This is a genomic window from Granulicella mallensis (assembly GCF_014203225.1).
GTDB lineage: Bacteria > Acidobacteriota > Terriglobia > Terriglobales > Acidobacteriaceae > Granulicella > Granulicella mallensis_A.
In genome coordinates this window covers 73,540-92,370 of sequence record NZ_JACHIO010000002.1, presented here as the reverse complement: position 1 = coordinate 92,370, position 18,831 = coordinate 73,540, and the positions used below count along the sequence as shown (strand labels likewise).

The window sequence follows — 18,831 nt, the reverse complement described above, 5'->3', positions numbered from 1 at the left end:
TTCCTCCAGAGTCGGATCAGATCCGCACTTCTGGCCCCAGTAGACGCTGAAACATATAAAGAATGTATGTGCATTGACCCATTTAGCGTTCTACCCCAACTTGGTTCGGCGCCTAAGAGGGGTTGCGGGTGTCTGATATAGCTTGGATAACCCGCAGAGGATGATCAAACGAATGATCGCATTCGGGCCCGGACCTTGCTTCGGCAGCTTTAGCCATTGCTGAGCGGATTGCCAGAGCTGTCGGTGTTCCATGACTCGGTCTGGAAGGCGATGAAGATGGCGGTCCAGGTTGCAGTAGACGGTAGATAGGTGAAAATAGCGCCATCCTGCCAGATGCCATTGTCCTTGCCAAAGGTGCTGATGGGGTTGCCCTGGTTCATGTGGATGTCGTGGATACCGTCCACCTTGCCGCTATCGGCGTAGGCGCTGCCAAAGGCAAAGATCATTCCCTTTTCGGCGACGGCTTGGTTGAGCAAGGTATCGACGGCGTTCTCGAGTGGAGTGGCGTGATCGCCAATCCTTTCGCTCTCAGGCAGAAGGGTCATCTGAGCGAGGGTGATCATCGGTTTGCCGCTCACCTCCTCACGTACGAAATCCAGTGCGAGGCCGCCAGAGGTACTAGGCAGAGAGTGCATGCCGGATTTGAGGGCAAGGAGTCCTGCTGGATCGGGCGGTTGGAAGCCCTCGACGATGGCATAGAGTACCTCGGAGCCATCGGTAGACTCGATATTGACAGCGACGGTAAAGGGGCCGCCGGTGGCCTGCATGGTGATCTGGTAGTGGGTGCTCGTACCGGTGACAACTTTGCCTGCTGTTGGCAGGCCCTGCAGAACGCTGTAATTAGTAATCGGCATAGATCTTTCCTCTATGCGTCGATGATAGATCCTATTGCGGAGCAGCGATCGCCGGCAGGCCGTGTAAGTATGGCGCAATCGTATTCGACAATGCGAATCCATTGACATCGTCCCAATTAATCGAGAAGGTCATCAGGCCACGTAACCCCGGATACCCTGCCGGATTCTGCAGCACATATTGGCCACCAAAAGGCACACCGGTAATGAGGTAATTCAATGCCTGCTCTACGGCACTTGGTGCTGTGAATCCTCCCCCGGCGCTCGTGCTGGCGGGTACACCGAAAGCTATCTGTCCCGGGGGAAAGCCTGGAAAGTTTTGTCCGTTGGCCAGGGTGAAGCCATGCAGCAGCAGCTCGGTCATCGCAACCTGGAAATCAGCTGTGCCTTCCGTGTAGTTCTTGCCATCCAGAGCGTTCGTTCCGCCGGTGTTGTAATCCTGGACCTGAAGGAACGACATAATATCTCTGCACCCCCACACCAGAGGCAATTGATCGCCAAAGGTGGAGACGTAGGCGACATTCGCCTCCTGTATGTCCGCAATCTGAGGGGCAAACGACAGCATAAATCCGGGGAATTTACTCGCCAGTTGGTGTAACGCATTGATCATATTCACGGTGGTCGGTGTCTTCGGGTTGGTAAAGTCGTTATCCCCGGAGATCAAGGCAAATGAATTGTTCTCAATGTCGATATCCACTCCGTTGAACCCGAATTTCTGTATCAGCCCGGAAACAGAGTTCACAAAGTTGGTCACGTCTTGAGCCGTGTTCAAGGCAACATTGCCGTTCGCGCCGCCAATGGAGAGTATGACCTTTTTACCGCGACCTTGCAGCGTGGCAACGTCCTCAATAAACTGCGCCTCGCTTTCAATATCGACAGTGTCCACATCGAACGAAATGGTACTCGTGTCGGTGGTCGTGCCGGCAAAAGCAACATCAATCACATCGAAATTGGAAGAGACCTGGGCTAAAGGCAGGTTGACCGAACCATTGCTGAAGTCATGCCAATAGCCAATAAGAACGCGCCCGTTGCCACTTCCTGATGTCGGAGGCGGGTTGGTAGGCGGAGGGTTGGAGGGCGGCGGCGGTGGCGGTGGTGGTGTCGTCGTACTAGATCCGCACGCACCTACCAACGTCCAAAGTGCTGGTACATTCGGAGGCTGCCAGTTTGAAACAGCAAATGTCTCGGCCTGTAGCGCTCGATAGTTTTCACCATTGTATGAAACCACCTCGCCAACGGTCACGCTCATACCTGCAGTCCAGGGAGAGGCGCATGCGGGCACGCTTTGTGCAGAAGCACAGCGCACACCTGATAAGAGGAAAGAAAGACCCCAAACGCTCACGTTGAAAATAGAAACTCTTTTCATGCTATCTCCTAACTAAGCTGAATTTCTTCTATCTGTTGCGATGACAGCTTCAAAAAGCGGCGCTGAAAACTGGCTGAAACGCGGTTTCCGGAAGCAGCGTAGGCTCTGCTTCCCTGCCGTTGATCCGTGAATTGCCTACAACCTCTATATTTCAATGATCTCGATGCAGGAACGATAGCGGGTTCTTGAGGTGGCTATCCTGCATACTTTTTATTCATTCATAAGTAATGTCCGAAACGGTAACAGTCGAACATCAGCCTGTCAATAAATTTATGAAGGCTGGGGTTTGCCTCTATAGCGGTTCATTTGTTTATAGAACTGCTCTCACTCTAGAGGCCCACCTGCGTTGCTTATCGGCAAGAAAGGTATTGTTCCACTGGCCCTGCTTACACACGGCTGAGCCGGATGAGGAAACCATCAAATCCGGTTTTCGGGTAAGGGAGCAGCAGGAATGCTGTTCCCTTACCCGACTCCCTCATGGATACAGAGAAAGACAATACGAAAGAGTACGGTCTCAGTGGTTTGAATCAGTTGCCGCCGATGTCATCGGAGCCAAAATCTCCGTCAGCATGTCCGGCGTATTGTCGGCGCGAGAAAGACGAGGATAGCGCGGGCCCTCGTTATAGAGGAGGCTCATCGGAGCGATCGTGTCCTCATCCTGCACCATCAACTGTATCGGCGTGTTTGCGCCCTTGGCGGCCTTCAGGGCATCGGTCAAGGCCTCAATCGTGAAGACTCGTCCGTTGACCGCCGTGAGCTTTTGCCCGGGCGCGAAACCCGCCTTATCCGCGACACTTCCGACGCGCACATCGCGGATCGTCCCTTCCCTATCCTCACTCAAGCCGATCGAGAACCATGTCGCGAGTGACGGGTTTCCCTTCAGTGACCGTTCCATCTCGGGCGTGAGCTCCGAGGTGTACTCCAGCCGATACCCACCCTGCTCGATACCTTCGGTGTTCACATTTGGTTGTACGTCGTACAGACGCGTCTTGATGAAGCCAGCCCAGTCATAGGCGACTACCTGATTAAGATCCGCTTCTACCTCGCTGAGGCTGTAAGGCACTACGCGAGCAACGCCGCTTCCACCTTTCTGCAAAAAGATCTGCAGGAAGTCGCGCAGAGATTTTTTGTCCTGTGTGAGCCTGCGAATGGTCGTGTCCACATCCAGCCAGAAGAGCGAACCCTCGGGATAGTAATCTGTTCCGCGCTTCCAGCTACTCCAGGCACCGCCCCTGCCGCCACCGTTGCGAGGCATGGCTGAATCGAAGGTAGTGTCTTCGATGCTGCGCCATGCGCGGCCACTTGTCGCATCCTGCTCTGCCGCGGTTAGGGCGAGGTCCTGCCGGTACTGCTCGGCGGTCACCATGCCAATGCGCTCGCCCATCACGTCGCCCAGATAGTTGGTCAGGCCCTCATACACCCAAAGCAGGTTGTCCTGCATAGGCGTCGCGTAATCCGGCGTCGAAAGACCATCGGGACGGCGATACTTGCCGTTCCAGGAGTGCGTGAACTCATGCGGGAGCAATCCGGCCATACCGACCGACGGTTTATAGCCAGTAAAGAAATCCTTCTGGATCGTATTGTCGGATGACTCATGGTGTTCCAGACCACCACCGCCACCGTCCCCCTGCAGCAGGATGAGAAAGTGATAACTGGTGTAATGGGGTGGCCCATACATCGCAAAGGCCTCATGCACCAGACGCGACATCTGCTCAACCGTCTCAGGGCGAGCCTCTATCGAAGCAGCCGTTGGTCCGATCACATCCATATAGTGTTGTGGCGACACGCCGGGAGCGAGAGCATACTCGTGAAAGTAGAGTCCCGTCATGACGGGCGAATCCTCAAGCATCTCAACGGTCGTCGCTGCATACTTTACCGTGCCGCCTTCCGGATGCTGCGGGTCATAGGGAGTCAGCGGCTTCAATGAGGTACCGATGCCCCAATGCGCAGGGACGGTGACCGTAGGCTGGATCGCAATCTCATGCACCGGCATGTGCGCCGGATAAAGCATCAGGTCTTCCCACTCCAGCGTTGCCGCCGTGCGGGTCGCGCGGCTAAAGATGCAATCCAGATGCGCATGCAACAGAGAAACACCCGCGGGGATCTCAAGGTGATATTCGTAGGTGTCCACCGGATCGCGGTGCCAGGGAATCGTCTTGCCATCCGCTTCAAAGCGAATCCCCGTGATGTTGCCAATCGGGCCATCGGGACCGTGCGCACCGGGAATCCACTCCGGCGTGATCAGCTCAAGAGGGCCGCGATGTACAGGAAGGTCGACATCGGCGTGATAGATTTTGCGCGGCGCATCTGTGAGGTCTGCGTGAATCTGGATTGGCGTGTGCTGTGCGTTAGCCGTAAGCAGACTTGAGGCAAACACAATCGATAGAAGCTGGAATCGCAGTTGGATTTCCTTCATGAATGAGCGGACCCTCTCTAAACACTTCTTTGGCTCTTAGCCGTTTGGTGTCTTATGCCCCATTCTAGGGCGTGTCATCAAATTGCTGTTTTGGGGTTGAAAATTGAGCCGTGCAAATCGCATGCCGAGGCAAGACCAGGAAGGGCCCGGTTTCAACCGGGCCGGAAAAGTCCGGACAAAGCCTCCTTCCACTCTGCCGAAGGCTGAAGCCAGGCCCTTCCGCTCAGTGCCTCAACAAACTGGTTGCACAGTTCGATTACGTTCCAGAAGCAATTTGCTGACAGACCGGCCAACGCCCGCAGTAATAGCCGAAGCGATCGATGCCATCCTGGAAACGGATACCTACCGAAGCCATTCTCGCGCCATAGCTGAAGAAGAGGCCGTGCTGACAAGAACAAGCCCAATCCTCGTAAACGCATAGATCGTAGGAGTCAGCCACAGTGCGTCCGAGAAAATCGCGCACTGTGGCTCGCCCTGTTGTATCGAGTTAGTCGTCATCATCGTCGGTGTACTTCTTGGCGGCCTTAACAAATGGCCCAGGCATGAGCAGCTTGGTTTCTCCCGGATACGGCCGCTTCCAATCCGTTGCTGAATACCAGGTCACGTGATTGAGAAAATTCGGGTCCACCGCATCGGCTTTATCGTACTTCCCTTTCATCACTTCGGCTGTGGCCTTGAGCCATGCTTTCTGTAGTGGAGTGTAGTCGGCTACGGTTTTCCCCAACGGCAGGCCTGGACCTTCATTCAGCGGAATAACAGCAGCCATATGATCGTAGGGTGTGAGGTCCGGCGTGTTTTGGAACGCATCGAACATCGGTGAAGCCACCAGGTCGAACTGTGTCAGAGGTTGCATTCCCAGAATGTTCTCGATGGTACGGTTGATGTTTTCCGCTGTGTACGTAGTATGGATGGCTTTGCCCTGACCAGGAGTCTGAGGCGCCACTGTATAGGGGCTGATGACGTAGACCGGCTGCCGGTGACCGTCGACATGGTCGGTCCCTGCTTGAGAATCGTCTTCCTCCACAAAGATCGCTGAGTCCGCCCAAACTTTGCTGTGGCTGATGGCCTCCACCATGAGGCCCAGCGCGAGATCATTGTCTGCCTGGTAGTTGGCGGGATAGGGCTGGCCCTTCGTGGTACCGGCAGTATGGTCATTCGGGAGCCAGAGAATCGTGAAGTTGGGAACCTGATTCGCTGCATCCAGACGTTTGAATTCGGGAATCCAGTAATCCATGCGGTATTGATCCGGAATCACCAGATTGAAGGGCGGATAATGCGGGTCCATAATCTTCGCCGCCGATGGAATATCGGACGACACCTTAATGGCGTCGTCTGGAACGACGCAACTGGAGGCAGGAGCCTTGCCTTCCTTGCACAGGGATGTGTTGTAGAAATCGCTCCAGGTGTAGGCACTCCCGTCTGCTTTTTTCGCAACGGTTGCGCCGCCGCTCCACTCCCCGTACAGCTTCACAGAAAGCCCCCTGGCCTCAGCCGATGTCCATAGAAAGCCCTGGGGCGTATAGGTCAAGGCATCTTCCGAGCTGCCTCCGGGATAGGATCGGATCCAATCCGGCGACAGGATATCGTTGGAGTAGAACGACCCGGACATTCCGATCCAGGGGTGACCATCCGCGGACTGACGGCTTGGTGCGTACACATTGTCGAGCAATGGGAAGCGCTTTACGAGGGCATGTTGATTCGGAGTGTCAGACCCGAAGATGGCCAGAGCCGGAGCGCCATTACCCCAGGCAACGTTCCCCAGCATCTGGTCATAGGTGCGGTTCTCTTTGATGATGAGAAAGACATGTTTGATGAGCGAAGGCTCGCCGATATGCTTAGGAACCGCTACAGGGGTAGCATGCTGGTCGATGTACTGCTGTCCAACCTCGATGTTCGTGGTCAGGTCCCAGTGATTGTTCACAAACACCTGCTTGCTGAACCTCGCTAATTCGCTCGCGTTCGGCTCCGGAATCAGATTCACGACTCCGGTATCGGCGTGCGTGTTGTAGCCGATCACTCCATCCTTGGTACTTGTATTGCCCCGCGATCCCAGACCTTTGTCATCGGCAATCACAAGTTGTTTCTGCGCCTTGTCGTAGGTGATCGAAGTTGGGAAATAGGCAGTCGGGATATAGCCAATCACTGGATTGGCATCCCGGCCCTGGAGGTTGACGACGGCTACGGAATTGGCTTGTCCCAGCGTTACGTAGGCTTTCCCGTCTTCCGTCACGGCAACGCCGTTCGGACCGGAGCCAAAGACTCCGCGAGCGATCGGAACGCTGAGATTGATGGTGCGGATCACCGCATCGGTGTGGAGATCGATGACAGACAAACTGTCGCTATAGGCGTTGGCTACATAGAGATTGGAACCGGAGATTGCCATGCCAACGGGGTGTAGACCGACTTGAATTGTCTTGACCTCTTTACCTTCGGTGAGGTCTACAACAGACACTGTCCCGGTGAGGGTAAATGCATCCTTACGGTCTACGACGATGGGTGTTCCGTCGGAATAGTTTGTGAAGTCCTCACTGGTAGCCGGCCGCCCACCTTCATTGGTGACATAGGCATACTTGCCCCGGACAATGACGCTGTTCGGCACATTGCCGACAGGTATCTGAGCGATGAGCTTAGCCGGAGACGCTGTAAGATCGATCACGCCGAGCGTATTCGCCACGTTGAGCGCGACATACGCCTGTTTGTTGTCTCCGGAGAATGCAATGCCTCCCGGATTAATCGACTTCGCGTTGTGATAAGGCCGTCCATCCGCAGGTGGCTCAGGCAGATTGACCCTCTGCTGGTGAGTCAACGTTCCGGTCTCTCGATCTACATTCGCAACGACGACGTAATTGTTGTCCTGACTGAATAACAGCTTCTTGCCATCGGAGGAATACGTGATTCCGGTGAAGGAGCCAGTCTGCAACCCTTTGGAAGCATCTCCCGTAGCGCCCGTAGGAATGAAGCGCTGAAGCACTTTTCCGGTCACGGTATCGAATACGATGACCGGTTCCGGCGACCCCATCAGCAGCACGGCGCCGCTATGCGTCGCGCCGTTCGGATTGAGTACGATGGCTTTGGCACGTACAGGCGATCCGAGTTCAATAATTCTTCCGGCCGGGGTCAGTGTCTGGTTGTCCGAGACAACAATAGAACCATCCTGCTGGGGACCAACGGTGCGATCCGGACTGCTTGATTGTGACGCCGGAGGGTGGCCTGGAGCCATGTTCTTCCCTGCCGGCGCAACTCCTGTAGCAGCATCTTTTGCCGGGGCGACGTTAAAATCGGAGCTGCTTTTCGGAGAGGACTGTGTTTGGGCGTAAGCCAACCCAGAGCTGGCGAGCAGGCAAAACAAGACCGAATGAGTGGCTGAAATCGAGAACGGAAATTTTAAGTGCATATTGGATACTCTCTTTCAAGATGTATCGTAGCTATGTTCTTTCTCATTGTTATGAACATTTAAAGAAGGAAAGGAATAATTGGAGCGGACGCTAAGGAAGACCGTGCGACGGATATTCACTATGATCGCAGGGTTGGGCACAACAACATCCAGGACAGCACAGAATATTGGCCTCTTCTAAAGGGTGATTAGAAGAGGCCAATATTCTGTGCTTGCCCGATGTTTCATTCTTCCCAAGCCGCGGCGCCCTGTTTAGTTGCTATCGCAAGCGGTACCACCGGGTATCTGGGCGGTCTTCGTTGCGATGACTGCGCTGGGAGGAAACCAAAACTCTGCGCCTCCGCCGTTCTGGCCAAAAGCAGGGGCGACAACGCCCATATAGGCGCGCACTCCGGGCCTTACCGAGTCAGCGTAAGCAATGCATGCTGGCGAACTCGGCAATGCCAATTTTCTTTGGATAGCTTCTGCGTCGAGCAGCTGCCCGCCCTGGCTGACATTGTCGAGCGTCGTCCACCAACTACCACTGCGCGCGGAAATGGATCTTCCGGAGACGCGTACCAATCCACTGGTGCCGGTGAATGAACCGATGAATTTATCGGTAGTGATGAACGTGACCACCTCAGTGCCAGGCACGAACGCGGGATAGAGAACACCATCCATCTCTGCATTGACCCGGCGCGCGGACCTGAGTTCCAGATCGATCTCACCGCTTGCCAGCAGTCGATCATATACAGAACAGATGGGTGAATTGTAGTCAGTCGTTCCCTGCGTCTGGATCTCCGGATCTGCAAGACAACCAGGAATTGCCGGCCATGTCCAGTTATTCGGAGTGGCACTTGTTTGAGCATGGGCGAGTCCGCCCATCCAACCGCTCCCGGCAACAGAAATGCCTGCGAGCAGTAGAGGCGCTATGACTTTTGGGAATAGTGTTTTGAGGGAATGCGGAAGGCGTGCGTATATAAAAGACATAAAGCTCCTTGAAAAACTCAGCGGTTGGAAGCTTGGGCGAAACTGCGAGAATAGCTAGGGGCGATGCTAAAGGCGAAGCGTCGGCGCGTCAATAATTTTTATCAGACCGCATCCGCGTTTAGTGGCCTTGCTGCAATAAGCGGATATTTCTGAGCGTATCCTCATCCCCGGGTTTCAACTCCAGGACTTTTGTGTAAAGAGGCATTGCCAGGTCTCCTCGCCCAGCCTGTTGAAAGAGCGCTCCCAGGTCATAGTAAGGAACGATGTCGTTGCTCTTCATGTCGATCGCTATCGCGAACTGGTGCATGGCATCACTCTGTCTGTTCTCTGCGACGTACAGCACACCAAGATTCACGTGTGCGGCACTGCTTTTGGGATCGATCTGGAGGACCCGCTGCCACGTTGCATCCGCCTCAGGCAGTGCCCCGGCCCCCTGATAGGCTGCTCCAACGTTCAGCAAAACGGCTGCGTCGTTCGGGTCTTGTGCGAGCGCCTTCTGATAGGCGGCTTGTGCCTGGGCATAAGAATTCATCCGCAGATACGCATCGCCCAAGCCGGCATATCCCTTCGGAAATCTTTTGTCGATATCAACGGTACGTTGATACTCCGCGATAGCCTCCTGCAGCTGCCCTCTCTCCCTCAGTGAGTAGGCAAGGTTGAAATGAACCGATGGACTCTGCGGAGTCGCAGCAAGCGAGCTGCGATACAGGCGCACCTCGTCGGACCAATCGGCCACGCGTATCGAAGTTCGGCAAAGATTCCAAAGAGACCAGAGCGCCAGACAAACGGCCAAAGCCCTTCTCACCTGCGGCTGACTTACATCCATGCAGACAGCAACAATGGCGGCGACCATGCCGATAGCGGCAAAGTAGGCAAAGCGCTCCGCGAGGCCCTGATAGTTGAGCAGTATGCAAAAGGGGGCAACCCCGATGGCGAACCAGCCCAAACCGTCGAGCAGAACAGGCTGATCCCTCCGTCGAAAAAGCGCATAGCCCAGGACGAGTCCAAACCCAAGGAGTCCCACATAAGACCAGAGATGAGGCTGGCTTAACGAGAGGGTGGTGGAACGTTCCACACTCATGTGCACGGGGAGGACGGTGAGGGAAACATACTCCCACGAGGCCAGGCCTATCCACTTGATCGAGGCGAATGCCGAGAAAGACTTTACGCCGACTCCAATGCGGATAGCTTCGACGGCCATCACGGCCGCGGTGACAGCGCCAATCGTTAGAAACAGTCCTTTCGACCATTTCAGGCGTGTGACGAAGACCAGCACCAACAAGATGGGAAGGATGACGATTCCCAACTCATGGGAAAGTACGGCGCAGGCAGCAGTGAGCGAGCATACAATTGCCCATCGGGGTTGAGCCCGTTCCAGATGAGTGATCGCTGAAAGCAGACAAAGCAGGATGAAAAATGTGCAAAGCACGTAGGACCGTCCACTCACCCATGCGACTACCTCTGTATTGATCGGCAACGAAAGCCACAACAAGGCGACAGCGGCAGCCGTCGAAACGGGTAGCTTCAGCCTGCGAAACAACGCGAAAACAAGATTCCCGTTCAAGAAGTGAAGCAGTATATTCGTTGCATGGAATGCAGGAGCGCTAAGGCCCCAAACAGCACGATCCAGAAATAAGGAGAGCCAGAATAAGGGTCTGTAGGTGGATCCTCCATATCCCAGGTACGAGGTGTTCAACGACACCGGACGGAAGAAAAAGCGGTGAACAAAACTGCTCCAGGGTTGAAGATTCGGATTGTTCACGATCTGATCGAGGTCGTCATAGACAAACGGCGCACTGAACGCATGCCAGTAGAGCGCCAATACCAGCAGCGCCGAAAGGATCAGAAAATTACGCCGTGGCCGCTGAGCGAACCACAGGGAGAGAGAGTGCCTTGAATACATAACTTCCTGTTGGAATGAAGGAGTTTGTCCAGCCCCATTCTACAAACGCCAGTGCCGTCCGGAAGAGCGAAGCCAATCGCTTATGAGACTCAAAATGCCAGGCGAAGAAAGCAAACGTAGCGAATCTGATATCCGATTGACTCCATTACCCTGTTTCATTCGTCTCAAGTTGTATCAGCCCCTGCGAGGTTTGTCCTTGTTCTCTGTCCGGCCGCAAGCTTCTGCCTTTCGCGTTGCACTCTGGCTGTGGGTATCCCTGGTCTGTTTTTTAGGATCGGGCGTTCCAGCCCTGGCGCAATCCAGTCAGGCGCCTGCTGGTCCCACGACGGTCTCCGGTCAGGTCATCAACGCGGTGAGTGGGCAGCCTGTCTCGCGCGCCCTCGTGCGGCTCGCCGATCGTTCCATGCTGACCAACTACGAAGGCCGATTTCAGTTTGAGCAGGTGACGCAGGATGGCGTGCTTCTTGTGACGAAACCAGGCTTCGCCATGAACCCCGATTCGTTCAGCCCTGCCAATGTCATTCTGAGCAAGCTCTCCGGGCAGCTCACACTCCGTCTCTACCCGGAGGCCATCATTACCGTGCATGTCTCCGAGCCGGATGGCGATCCCTTGCAGGGTATCTTTGTGACCTCCCAGCGTTACCTCTTCGATGGTTCGCGCCGTTGGGCCACCGTGGGAGGAGGTTTGACGGACACCCATGGCGATGCCCGGCTTCCGCTTTCAGCCGGCGAATACCGGCTCGTCACACGCTATCTTGCCCCGAATGCAGATCGCGAAGAAGCTATTTTGCCTCTCGTAGTTCCAGAGCAAACCTCAAGCAATACCTTGCAAGCGGTGCACCTGCATAGCGGTCAGGAGATGCACTTCGATCTGCATCCCCAGCTAAGCCGAACTTACCCCGTCGACGTTACGGTCAAGGGGGCCGTACTTCGATCCGATCCCGCGATCATGGTGACGTCCAGCATTGGCGCTCGTATCTCCGTCTCTCCCCGGAAAGACGCTGGCAGCGGCGTGCAGCGTATCGATCTTCCCAACGGCTCCTATACTCTGACGGCTCGAAGCGGAGAACAAGGGGTGGTAGAGATGGCTGAAACCAGCGTTTCTGTCTCGAGCCAGGGACTTTCGGGAGTGGCCCTCAATCTTCAGCCAGCGCCCACAATCCCTATAGAGCTGACGATCGATCCGGCATCTACCTCCGATAACTCCGCAAGCTCCCCTCCGAACGTGAATCAGCTAGGGCTTTTCCTGGAAAATCAGCAGCAGGATTTCGATAGCGGGAACGCAAATGCCACTCTTATGACCCGTCGTGACGGGGTTTCTGCTTTCACAGTTCCCTTCGGCACCTATCGTCTCCGCGCAAGGAGTGCAGGCCAGTGGTACGTCAAATCCGCCACGTATGGCAGCTCCGACCTGCTGCAGGAGAATCTCGTTGCCACTTCCGGAGGGGGCGGTGTTCCAATCCGTCTCATAGTCTCCAACCAGGCCGGATCGGTGCAAGGAACGACCTCTCTCGGGGGCAAAGCTGCTGCCGGCTCGATCTACCTGATCAGCCTCACTCCCGGCCTGACCTCCATGATCAGCCTGCGTAGCCGTGATGATGGAAGCTTTAGCAGTTCGAGGATTCCGCCGGGTTCCTATCGGGCGCTTGCACTGGAACAGCCCAGGCAGATCGACTTTACCGATCCAACCCTTGCCGCCCCTTTCACCTCGTGGATGCAGAACATCACGGTCGGAACCGGTGTCGCCAGTAATCTTAATCTTGACGAAGTGCCTGTCGAGGACCTCTTCCCATGAGACTCCTCTTCTCAACGGCTTCCCTTCTTCTCACTCTGACGGCTTTTGTCTTCGGAGGCTGCTGGAGCTGCCTGGCGCAGTCTCAGGATCTGAAGGCCATCAAGACATCCAAGGCTCCTACCTTTCACATCACCGGAACAGTGGTCAACAGCGTAACGCAATCTCCCGTTCCCCGCTGCCACATGACGGCGACGCTCACCAATGCTCCTCAGGGGCCAACGTCCGACAGCTTCGAGACCGACGAGAGTGGCCGCTTCGATGTTCCTGTTGCCTCCGCCGGCGCGTGGAGGCTGACCGCCCATGCTCGCGGATACATCGTTCAGGCCCTGGATGAACACGAGGGGTTCTCCTCCGCGATTGTGCTTACCGCGGAGAATCCTACATTGGACGTGCTCTTCCCTTTGACGCCCAACTCTTCGATCTTCGGCACCGTACTCGATGAAGCCAATGAGCCTGTTCGCCAGGCACGTGTCACCCTTCAGTCTGTCGCACCTCGTGACAACGACAACGGGCAGCCAACACCCGCGGTGCGGGGCCAGGCTCTTACGGATGATCGCGGTCACTATGAATTGCCCAACCTATCCCCTGGAGACTATCGCGTCGAAGTACAGGCTAACCCCTGGTATGCTGCGGCGGTTCAACCCTCCAGTAACCAATCCGCAAGCGCTGACCCGTCTCTGGACGTGATCTATCAGCCGACATGGTTTCCGGGCGTGACGGATTCAACCTCTGCCGCAACGATCACAATGCACGGCGGCGAATCGAGCGAGGCCGACTTCCACCTGCTGCCCATTCCGGGAATTCATCTTCACCTTTCGACGCTTGCCGCCGCCGCGTCGTCCTCGTCTGAGGGACAGCCTACTCTTCGCTTTCCGCAGATTACCCCGATTACGTCTGCGGGGGGTGCTTTGGGATCAGTGCCTTCCACGCTCTCCACCGCGCAGGGCCAGGTCGATACGGGAGGCCTGGCCCCTGGTCTGTACAAGGTGAGCTGGCCCGACTCCGGCGGGCATAGCACGCTCATCCAGATCACAGCCAATTCGCCCCGTTCAATGGATCTGAGTTCAGGCTCGGTCGGCGTTCACGTCTCTCTCAAGGTCGATGGGACTGCGGTGATCGGCGCGGAACAGATTACCTTTATCGATGTCAACAACCCGGAGAACGTCTTCCCCGCCTCCGGCGCTGCGTCTCCCGGGCGTGCAGGGCGAAGGGGAAATCTCCAGGCGCGTGGACAGAGTTCTGAACCGCGTGGACAGAGTTCTGAACTAGGCGTCGATCTTCTGCCCGGTCGTTATAGCGTCCACCTTGCCGGCAATCCGGACACGTACCTCGCAAGCCTCTCTGCAATGGGGGCCGAGGTCGCCGGCCGTACCGTCACGGTGCATGGAGACGCTTCCCTCGCCTTGCATGTGACGAGCGGACGGTCCGTGGTCTCCGGCTTCGCCCGCTATCAGGGCAAGCCGTCGGTGGGGGCTGAGGTCCTGCTTATTCCCGCGACCTTTGGAGAGCCGGAGAGCATCACGACTGTTCGTCGCGATCAGACCAACACGGATGGCAGCTACCAACTCCCGGAGATCATTCCAGGCCAGTACATTCTCATCGCCATCGATCACGGCTGGCAGGTGAACTGGAACGACCCGGCAACGCTACGCGGATACCTGCTCCACGGCGTGCCGCTGGATCTCAAGTCAGGCGCGAATGTAAAACAAGAGATCGCAGCCCAGGCTCCCTAGGAAAAGTGAGACCTGCAAGTATGGTAGATTCAATAAGTCAGGTGCGACTGCGGAGAGATGGCCGAGTGGCTGAAGGCGCACGCTTGGAAAGCGTGTATACCGCAAGGTATCCAGGGTTCGAATCCCTGTCTCTCCGCCATAAACCTTTAGAATCTGTTGTTTGCGTGGAGTATAGCTCCAGGCCGGATTCTAAGGCGTGAGCCATTGGTATGGCGCAGGCATTCTTAAGTCCGTGCATTGAAACTTCAAAGTCGAAGCGTTCCTTAGTTCAAGGTGATTGGCGCTCTGAGTACAATCTGTTCAGAAGAAGTGCCCACTTCGATGGTGTATTTCCCTTGATCCGTCTTCCAGGTGTGCCCACTGATATCGAAGTAGGCAAATGCCCGGTCGCTTAGCGAGAGAGAGACGTGTTTCGTTTCACCTGGCTTTAGCCTTACCTTGGAAAACCCCTTCAACTCTCGGAGCGGGCGGGAGACGGGAGGAGAGTTTTCTCCTACGTAGACCTGAGGAATCTCTGTGCCTTCACGATCACCAATATTAGTGACGTCGAATTCAACCGACACCATAGGATTCTTTGCCTCCGTGCTACCACTGACCTTGAGATGATCGAGTCGAAAGGAGGTATAGGACAGGCCGTATCCGAACGGAAACAGAGTCGCTTTCTGGCGGCTCGTGTAATAGCGATATCCAACGAACAAGCCTTCGCTATAGCGAACACTAGGCGTTGGTTTCAAGGACGGGTCAGGATAATAATTCTTCATCGTAGGGTTGTCCTCGAGACGGCGCTCAAAGGTCATCGGCAGCTTACCTTCAGGACTATGGCCTAGAAGAATGTCAGCCAGCGCGCGTCCGCCCTCCTGGCCGAAGTACCAATCCTGTAAAAGAGCCGGCACCTGGTCTAGCCAGCTTTCGGTCTCGTAGCCACCGCCGCTCGCGACCGTCACAATAGTGTGTGGGTTATCGCGGGCAATGCGACGAATCAGCTCGGCCTGCCCATACGGTAGCGTGAACGTACGATCATGCGACTCTCCCTCAGATTCCGGACCGAAACCTGCGGCCACAATCACTGCATCCGCATTGCGCGCGATGGTGTCAACCTCTGGTGCGATCAAATGGCTTGTAGGCGCAATGGCCACTCCCAACCGATCCGCTTCCGCATCCGGCAGATATCGCACTCTTATCTTCACCCGATCTCCGGCGTGTAGAGATATCTCAGCAGAGTTGGGACTCTAGTCTTCCGACTTCGATTGGTGAAGGACAGTTTTTTCGCCGACGTTCACGTCATAAACATCCCGGAGCACGGCGGCCGCGAGCACCGTATAACTGCCGGTCACAGGCGCCTCGTAGGTTCCGGTCCACTCCTCGCAACGTCGGTCCTCGGCTACGGGGAGATTCGCAAGCGAATAGATGGAGGTCCGATAGTCCGCTATACGCGTCGCTGGAGCAGAGCGAATGGGTTTTCCGGTACAAGTCTCCGTTTCATAGATGTTCTTCGTCATAGCGTCGAAGTGCATCTGCGAAAACATATCCGTAGGGCGTATGACTCCACGCGAATAGAGAATATTTACCTTATTACCCAGCTTTTGCTTCAAAGCCTGCATGAGTGACGTGTACTGTTGCGGTGTCACCAGGGAGCTACCGCCACCCCCTATCGCCGGAGGGTCGGCGTCAGGACCGATCACTGCGACCGTCTTGAGGTTTGCTGGCGAAAGCGGCAGCACATCGCCATCGTTCTTGAGTAACGTAATACTCGCAAGCGCCGCTTGATAGGACACTTCGTCGCCACCGCTATCAAACTCGGAGAGACCTGGGTCCCACTGTTGCTTACCCATAAAACCAAACCGCACAGCGATCCGAAGTATTCGCCGGACTTTGTCGTCGATCGTTTCCATCGATAGCGTGCCCTTCGCCAGCTCGGCCCTGAGGCTATCCGGATTCATGTAGTGCCCGTTAGGCATCTCCAGATCGAGCCCTCCTTTGGCCGATGGCAAAGTGGATGCTGTCGCTCCCCAGTCGGACATCACGATGCCGTCGAACTTCCAATCCTGTTTCAGAAGTTGATTGTTCATTCGATCGCTTTGCGTCAATCGTTCCCCATTCAGTAGGTTGTAGCTATCCATCACTGCGCCAACCTTCGCTTCACGAACACTTGCTTCGAATGCTGGGAGGTAGATCTCGCGGAGGGTACGCTCGTCTACGATGGCATTTAAATTGTGCCTGTCGTATTCCGAGTTGTTCGCTGCAAAATGCTTCACGGTCGCAACCACACCTTCGCTTTGAAGCCCCTGGATGAAGCCCACAGCAATCCGCGAAGTCAGATAAGGATCTTCGCCAAAATACTCGAAGTTCCGGCCATTCAAAGGCGATCGATAGATGTTCACTCCTGGCGCCAGTAATATGCCCACGCCTCTGGCCTTCGCATCTCGCGCCAGGCTGCGGCCGGCAGCTTGAGCCATCTGCGGATCCCAGGCTGCGGCCAGCGAGACTCCAGCCGCGTAGGCTGTCGCTGACCCAAAGGTGCGCACGCCATAGGGTCCGTCGCTCATCTTGATAGCGGGCATCCCGATGGACGGTAACGCGTGAATGTAGAAGCTTCGATCTCCTCCTAAAACCTGAAGCTTTTCTTCCAGCGTGAGCTTACCGAGCAACGTGTCGACGCGCTGTTCCTCATTCTTCGAGTTTTGCTTCGAGATTTGAGCTGCGACATTGGAGACCATCACGGCAGCCCACAACACAACTACTACGTATTTCGCACAATCTGATGCCCGCATGACAGATAACACACCCTCTCCTGCTCTTCTTGAGTTCGGAATCCACGCAAATCAGCTTCTTCAATCGTTAGCGCGCCACTATAAGGATGTACAAGGAGCGTTGAGAAGCGAGGCAAGGTCCATCCCGATCCGTCTCACCATGCGGTCTAACGGAAGGCTCAAAGCATGGTTCGCAAAAGCACGTCCCACGAGCTGAGGGCTGCAGAAGTTTGAGGTAATTTTCAGGATTGCAGGAGATTCTGTTGAGTCTATCCGAGTGTTACTTGTTTCACATTGTGAGACGCAAGCATAGTCTTCTCCCGCCAATTAAGAACAACGCGTGTACCAGCATCTCGGCTATCACCCAGGATCATTCTCCGAACCGGTTAGAGAAGTCTGCGTGCGGCCTGGACAAAAACGCCAGCAATAGCCCGCTGAATACGCCCAGCCAATCCAGAAGGACGTCAGACCACTCCATCGGCATTTGGAAGATCAGATGTTCCCCTAGCTCTATCCCCAGGGCGAAAAGCACCAGCCCAAGAAAAAACAGAAGCCGATTCCGAAAAGTCTTCGGTGTCATCGCTCCTGCGAAGCCAATTGCCGCGAAAGCCAGCAAGTGCCCTAACGGATGAAATCTTCCCCTGGTGTGCAAGACGTGTTTGTCTCCCACCGGCAGGAATGAAACGAAGGCGATCAGAGCAACCATCGCAGCAAGGGCCGTGCCAAAGACAAGTTTTCTTTTACTCCGTTGAACCATCTCTTATAAGGATACCTGTTAGGTTCCGAGTTTAGAAAGATCATCAGAGAGTGTCACAGGAACCCACCATGAAGAGGGTATGGGGACAAAGCTGCGATCCTACAAGAAGCTTCCATTGTCTTCTATGGAAAAGGCATCCCTCTAAAACTTAAGTTGGAGCGACATCTTTGCGCCGGATGATCCTCTTCCGCCTGCTCCAGGAGCGCGTAGGCCACCAGCCCCACCAAAGTTCCCAGCTCCGCTATCGCCACCCAGTCCAAAAGATCCAGCGCCAGAGCCGCCCGTACCTTGGGAAAAGCTGCTTCCCAGCATGTCTTTCATGGAGAGATGGACGTCGAATATCGAAGTCTTCAGAGGAACGATCACCCCTACACCTCCCGCTGAGGCTTGATTGTTTCTGGATGCCGAGGTGAACGGGTTTTCAGAAGTTCCACCAAAGGCTGCTCCAGTCGAGCGCATGGAACTACCGTCTGAGGGAAACATGGAGAAGTCGCTACCCCCTGTAGACTTCATTCCTCCGGAGTCGAGAAGAGAGCCAAATCCCTGGCCTCCCATCCCATGATCCACTCCAGCGAAAGACAGCCTGGGCAGAGCCAACTGGAATTTGATCCCCGAAGAGGTCGTCTCCGTGAAAGATCGCGGCAAACCAAAGAGGTTTGATCCACCCGATCGAGACCCTGAATGGGAACCGGATTGTGAAGTCTGGCCGGATAGATCGGCTCCTGGCTTCATTCCCGAATCCGTACTCGTAGAACCACTTGCCACGTCAGGCAGATTCTGTTGCGTTGTATCGGTGGGTGCCGGAGGCACGGAACTCTGGGCGCGCAGAAGTGCGGAGCTCGAAAGGACAAGTGCGGTAACCAGCAGCATGGTGTGTTTCCTGCGGTGCCAGGAATG

11 protein-coding genes and 1 tRNA gene are annotated in these 18,831 nt (G+C 55.5%); 3 read left to right on the top strand and 9 right to left on the bottom strand.

What is annotated here, in order from left to right; translation table 11 throughout:
• Positions 1–209: 209 nt before the first annotated feature.
• The 6 genes from HDF15_RS02260 to HDF15_RS02235 form a co-directional block, all read right to left on the bottom strand.
• Positions 210–854, bottom strand: coding sequence for a YukJ family protein (locus HDF15_RS02260; RefSeq protein WP_184252640.1), 645 nt, complete (start codon positions 852–854; stop codon positions 210–212).
• A 31-nt stretch (positions 855–885) separates the two neighbouring features.
• On the bottom strand, positions 886–2,217 hold the full coding sequence (locus HDF15_RS02255; protein ID WP_184252639.1) for a chitinase: 1,332 nt from the start codon (positions 2,215–2,217) through the stop codon (positions 886–888).
• Between the two features lie 514 nt (positions 2,218–2,731).
• Complete coding sequence (locus tag HDF15_RS02250) at positions 2,732–4,633, bottom strand: PDZ domain-containing protein (protein ID WP_184252638.1); 1,902 nt, start codon at positions 4,631–4,633, stop codon at positions 2,732–2,734.
• Between the two features lie 487 nt (positions 4,634–5,120).
• The gene (locus HDF15_RS02245) at positions 5,121–7,853 is read right to left on the bottom strand and encodes a bifunctional YncE family protein/alkaline phosphatase family protein (protein ID WP_184252637.1); all 2,733 of its coding nucleotides are present in this window, start codon (positions 7,851–7,853) and stop codon (positions 5,121–5,123) included.
• Between the two features lie 426 nt (positions 7,854–8,279).
• Entirely contained in the window at positions 8,280–8,891 is a 612-nt protein-coding gene (locus tag HDF15_RS02240) for a hypothetical protein (protein WP_184252636.1), read from the bottom strand.
• A 223-nt stretch (positions 8,892–9,114) separates the two neighbouring features.
• Positions 9,115–10,899 carry a tetratricopeptide repeat protein gene (locus HDF15_RS02235; RefSeq protein ID WP_184252635.1) on the bottom strand — a complete coding sequence of 595 codons (1,785 nt, stop codon included), beginning with the start codon at positions 10,897–10,899 and terminating at the stop codon, positions 9,115–9,117.
• Between the two features lie 196 nt (positions 10,900–11,095).
• On the opposite strand from HDF15_RS02235, the gene HDF15_RS02230 reads away from it, so the two are divergent.
• From HDF15_RS02230 to HDF15_RS02220, 3 genes are all read left to right on the top strand, one after another.
• On the top strand, positions 11,096–12,694 hold the full coding sequence (locus HDF15_RS02230; protein ID WP_184252634.1) for a carboxypeptidase-like regulatory domain-containing protein: 1,599 nt from the start codon (positions 11,096–11,098) through the stop codon (positions 12,692–12,694).
• Positions 12,691–14,427: a carboxypeptidase-like regulatory domain-containing protein gene (locus HDF15_RS02225; protein ID WP_184252633.1), complete on the top strand. Its 1,737-nt coding sequence runs from the start codon at positions 12,691–12,693 to the stop codon at positions 14,425–14,427. The genes HDF15_RS02230 and HDF15_RS02225 overlap by 4 nt, the downstream gene beginning before the upstream one ends.
• 51 nt (positions 14,428–14,478) lie before the next feature.
• A tRNA-Ser gene (locus tag HDF15_RS02220) sits at positions 14,479–14,566 on the top strand.
• Positions 14,567–14,690: 124 nt separating this feature from the next.
• On the opposite strand, the gene HDF15_RS02215 is transcribed toward HDF15_RS02220, so the two are convergent.
• From HDF15_RS02215 to HDF15_RS02205, 3 genes are all read right to left on the bottom strand, one after another.
• Positions 14,691–15,602: a glycoside hydrolase family 3 C-terminal domain-containing protein gene (locus HDF15_RS02215; protein ID WP_184252632.1), complete on the bottom strand. Its 912-nt coding sequence runs from the start codon at positions 15,600–15,602 to the stop codon at positions 14,691–14,693.
• Positions 15,603–15,656: 54 nt separating this feature from the next.
• Positions 15,657–17,210 (bottom strand): glycoside hydrolase family 3 protein, encoded by a 1,554-nt coding sequence (locus tag HDF15_RS02210; protein ID WP_184252631.1) that lies wholly within the window; start codon positions 17,208–17,210, stop codon positions 15,657–15,659.
• A gap of 865 nt (positions 17,211–18,075) precedes the next feature.
• Entirely contained in the window at positions 18,076–18,804 is a 729-nt protein-coding gene (locus HDF15_RS02205; protein WP_184252866.1) for a hypothetical protein, read from the bottom strand.
• Positions 18,805–18,831 lie beyond the last annotated feature (27 nt).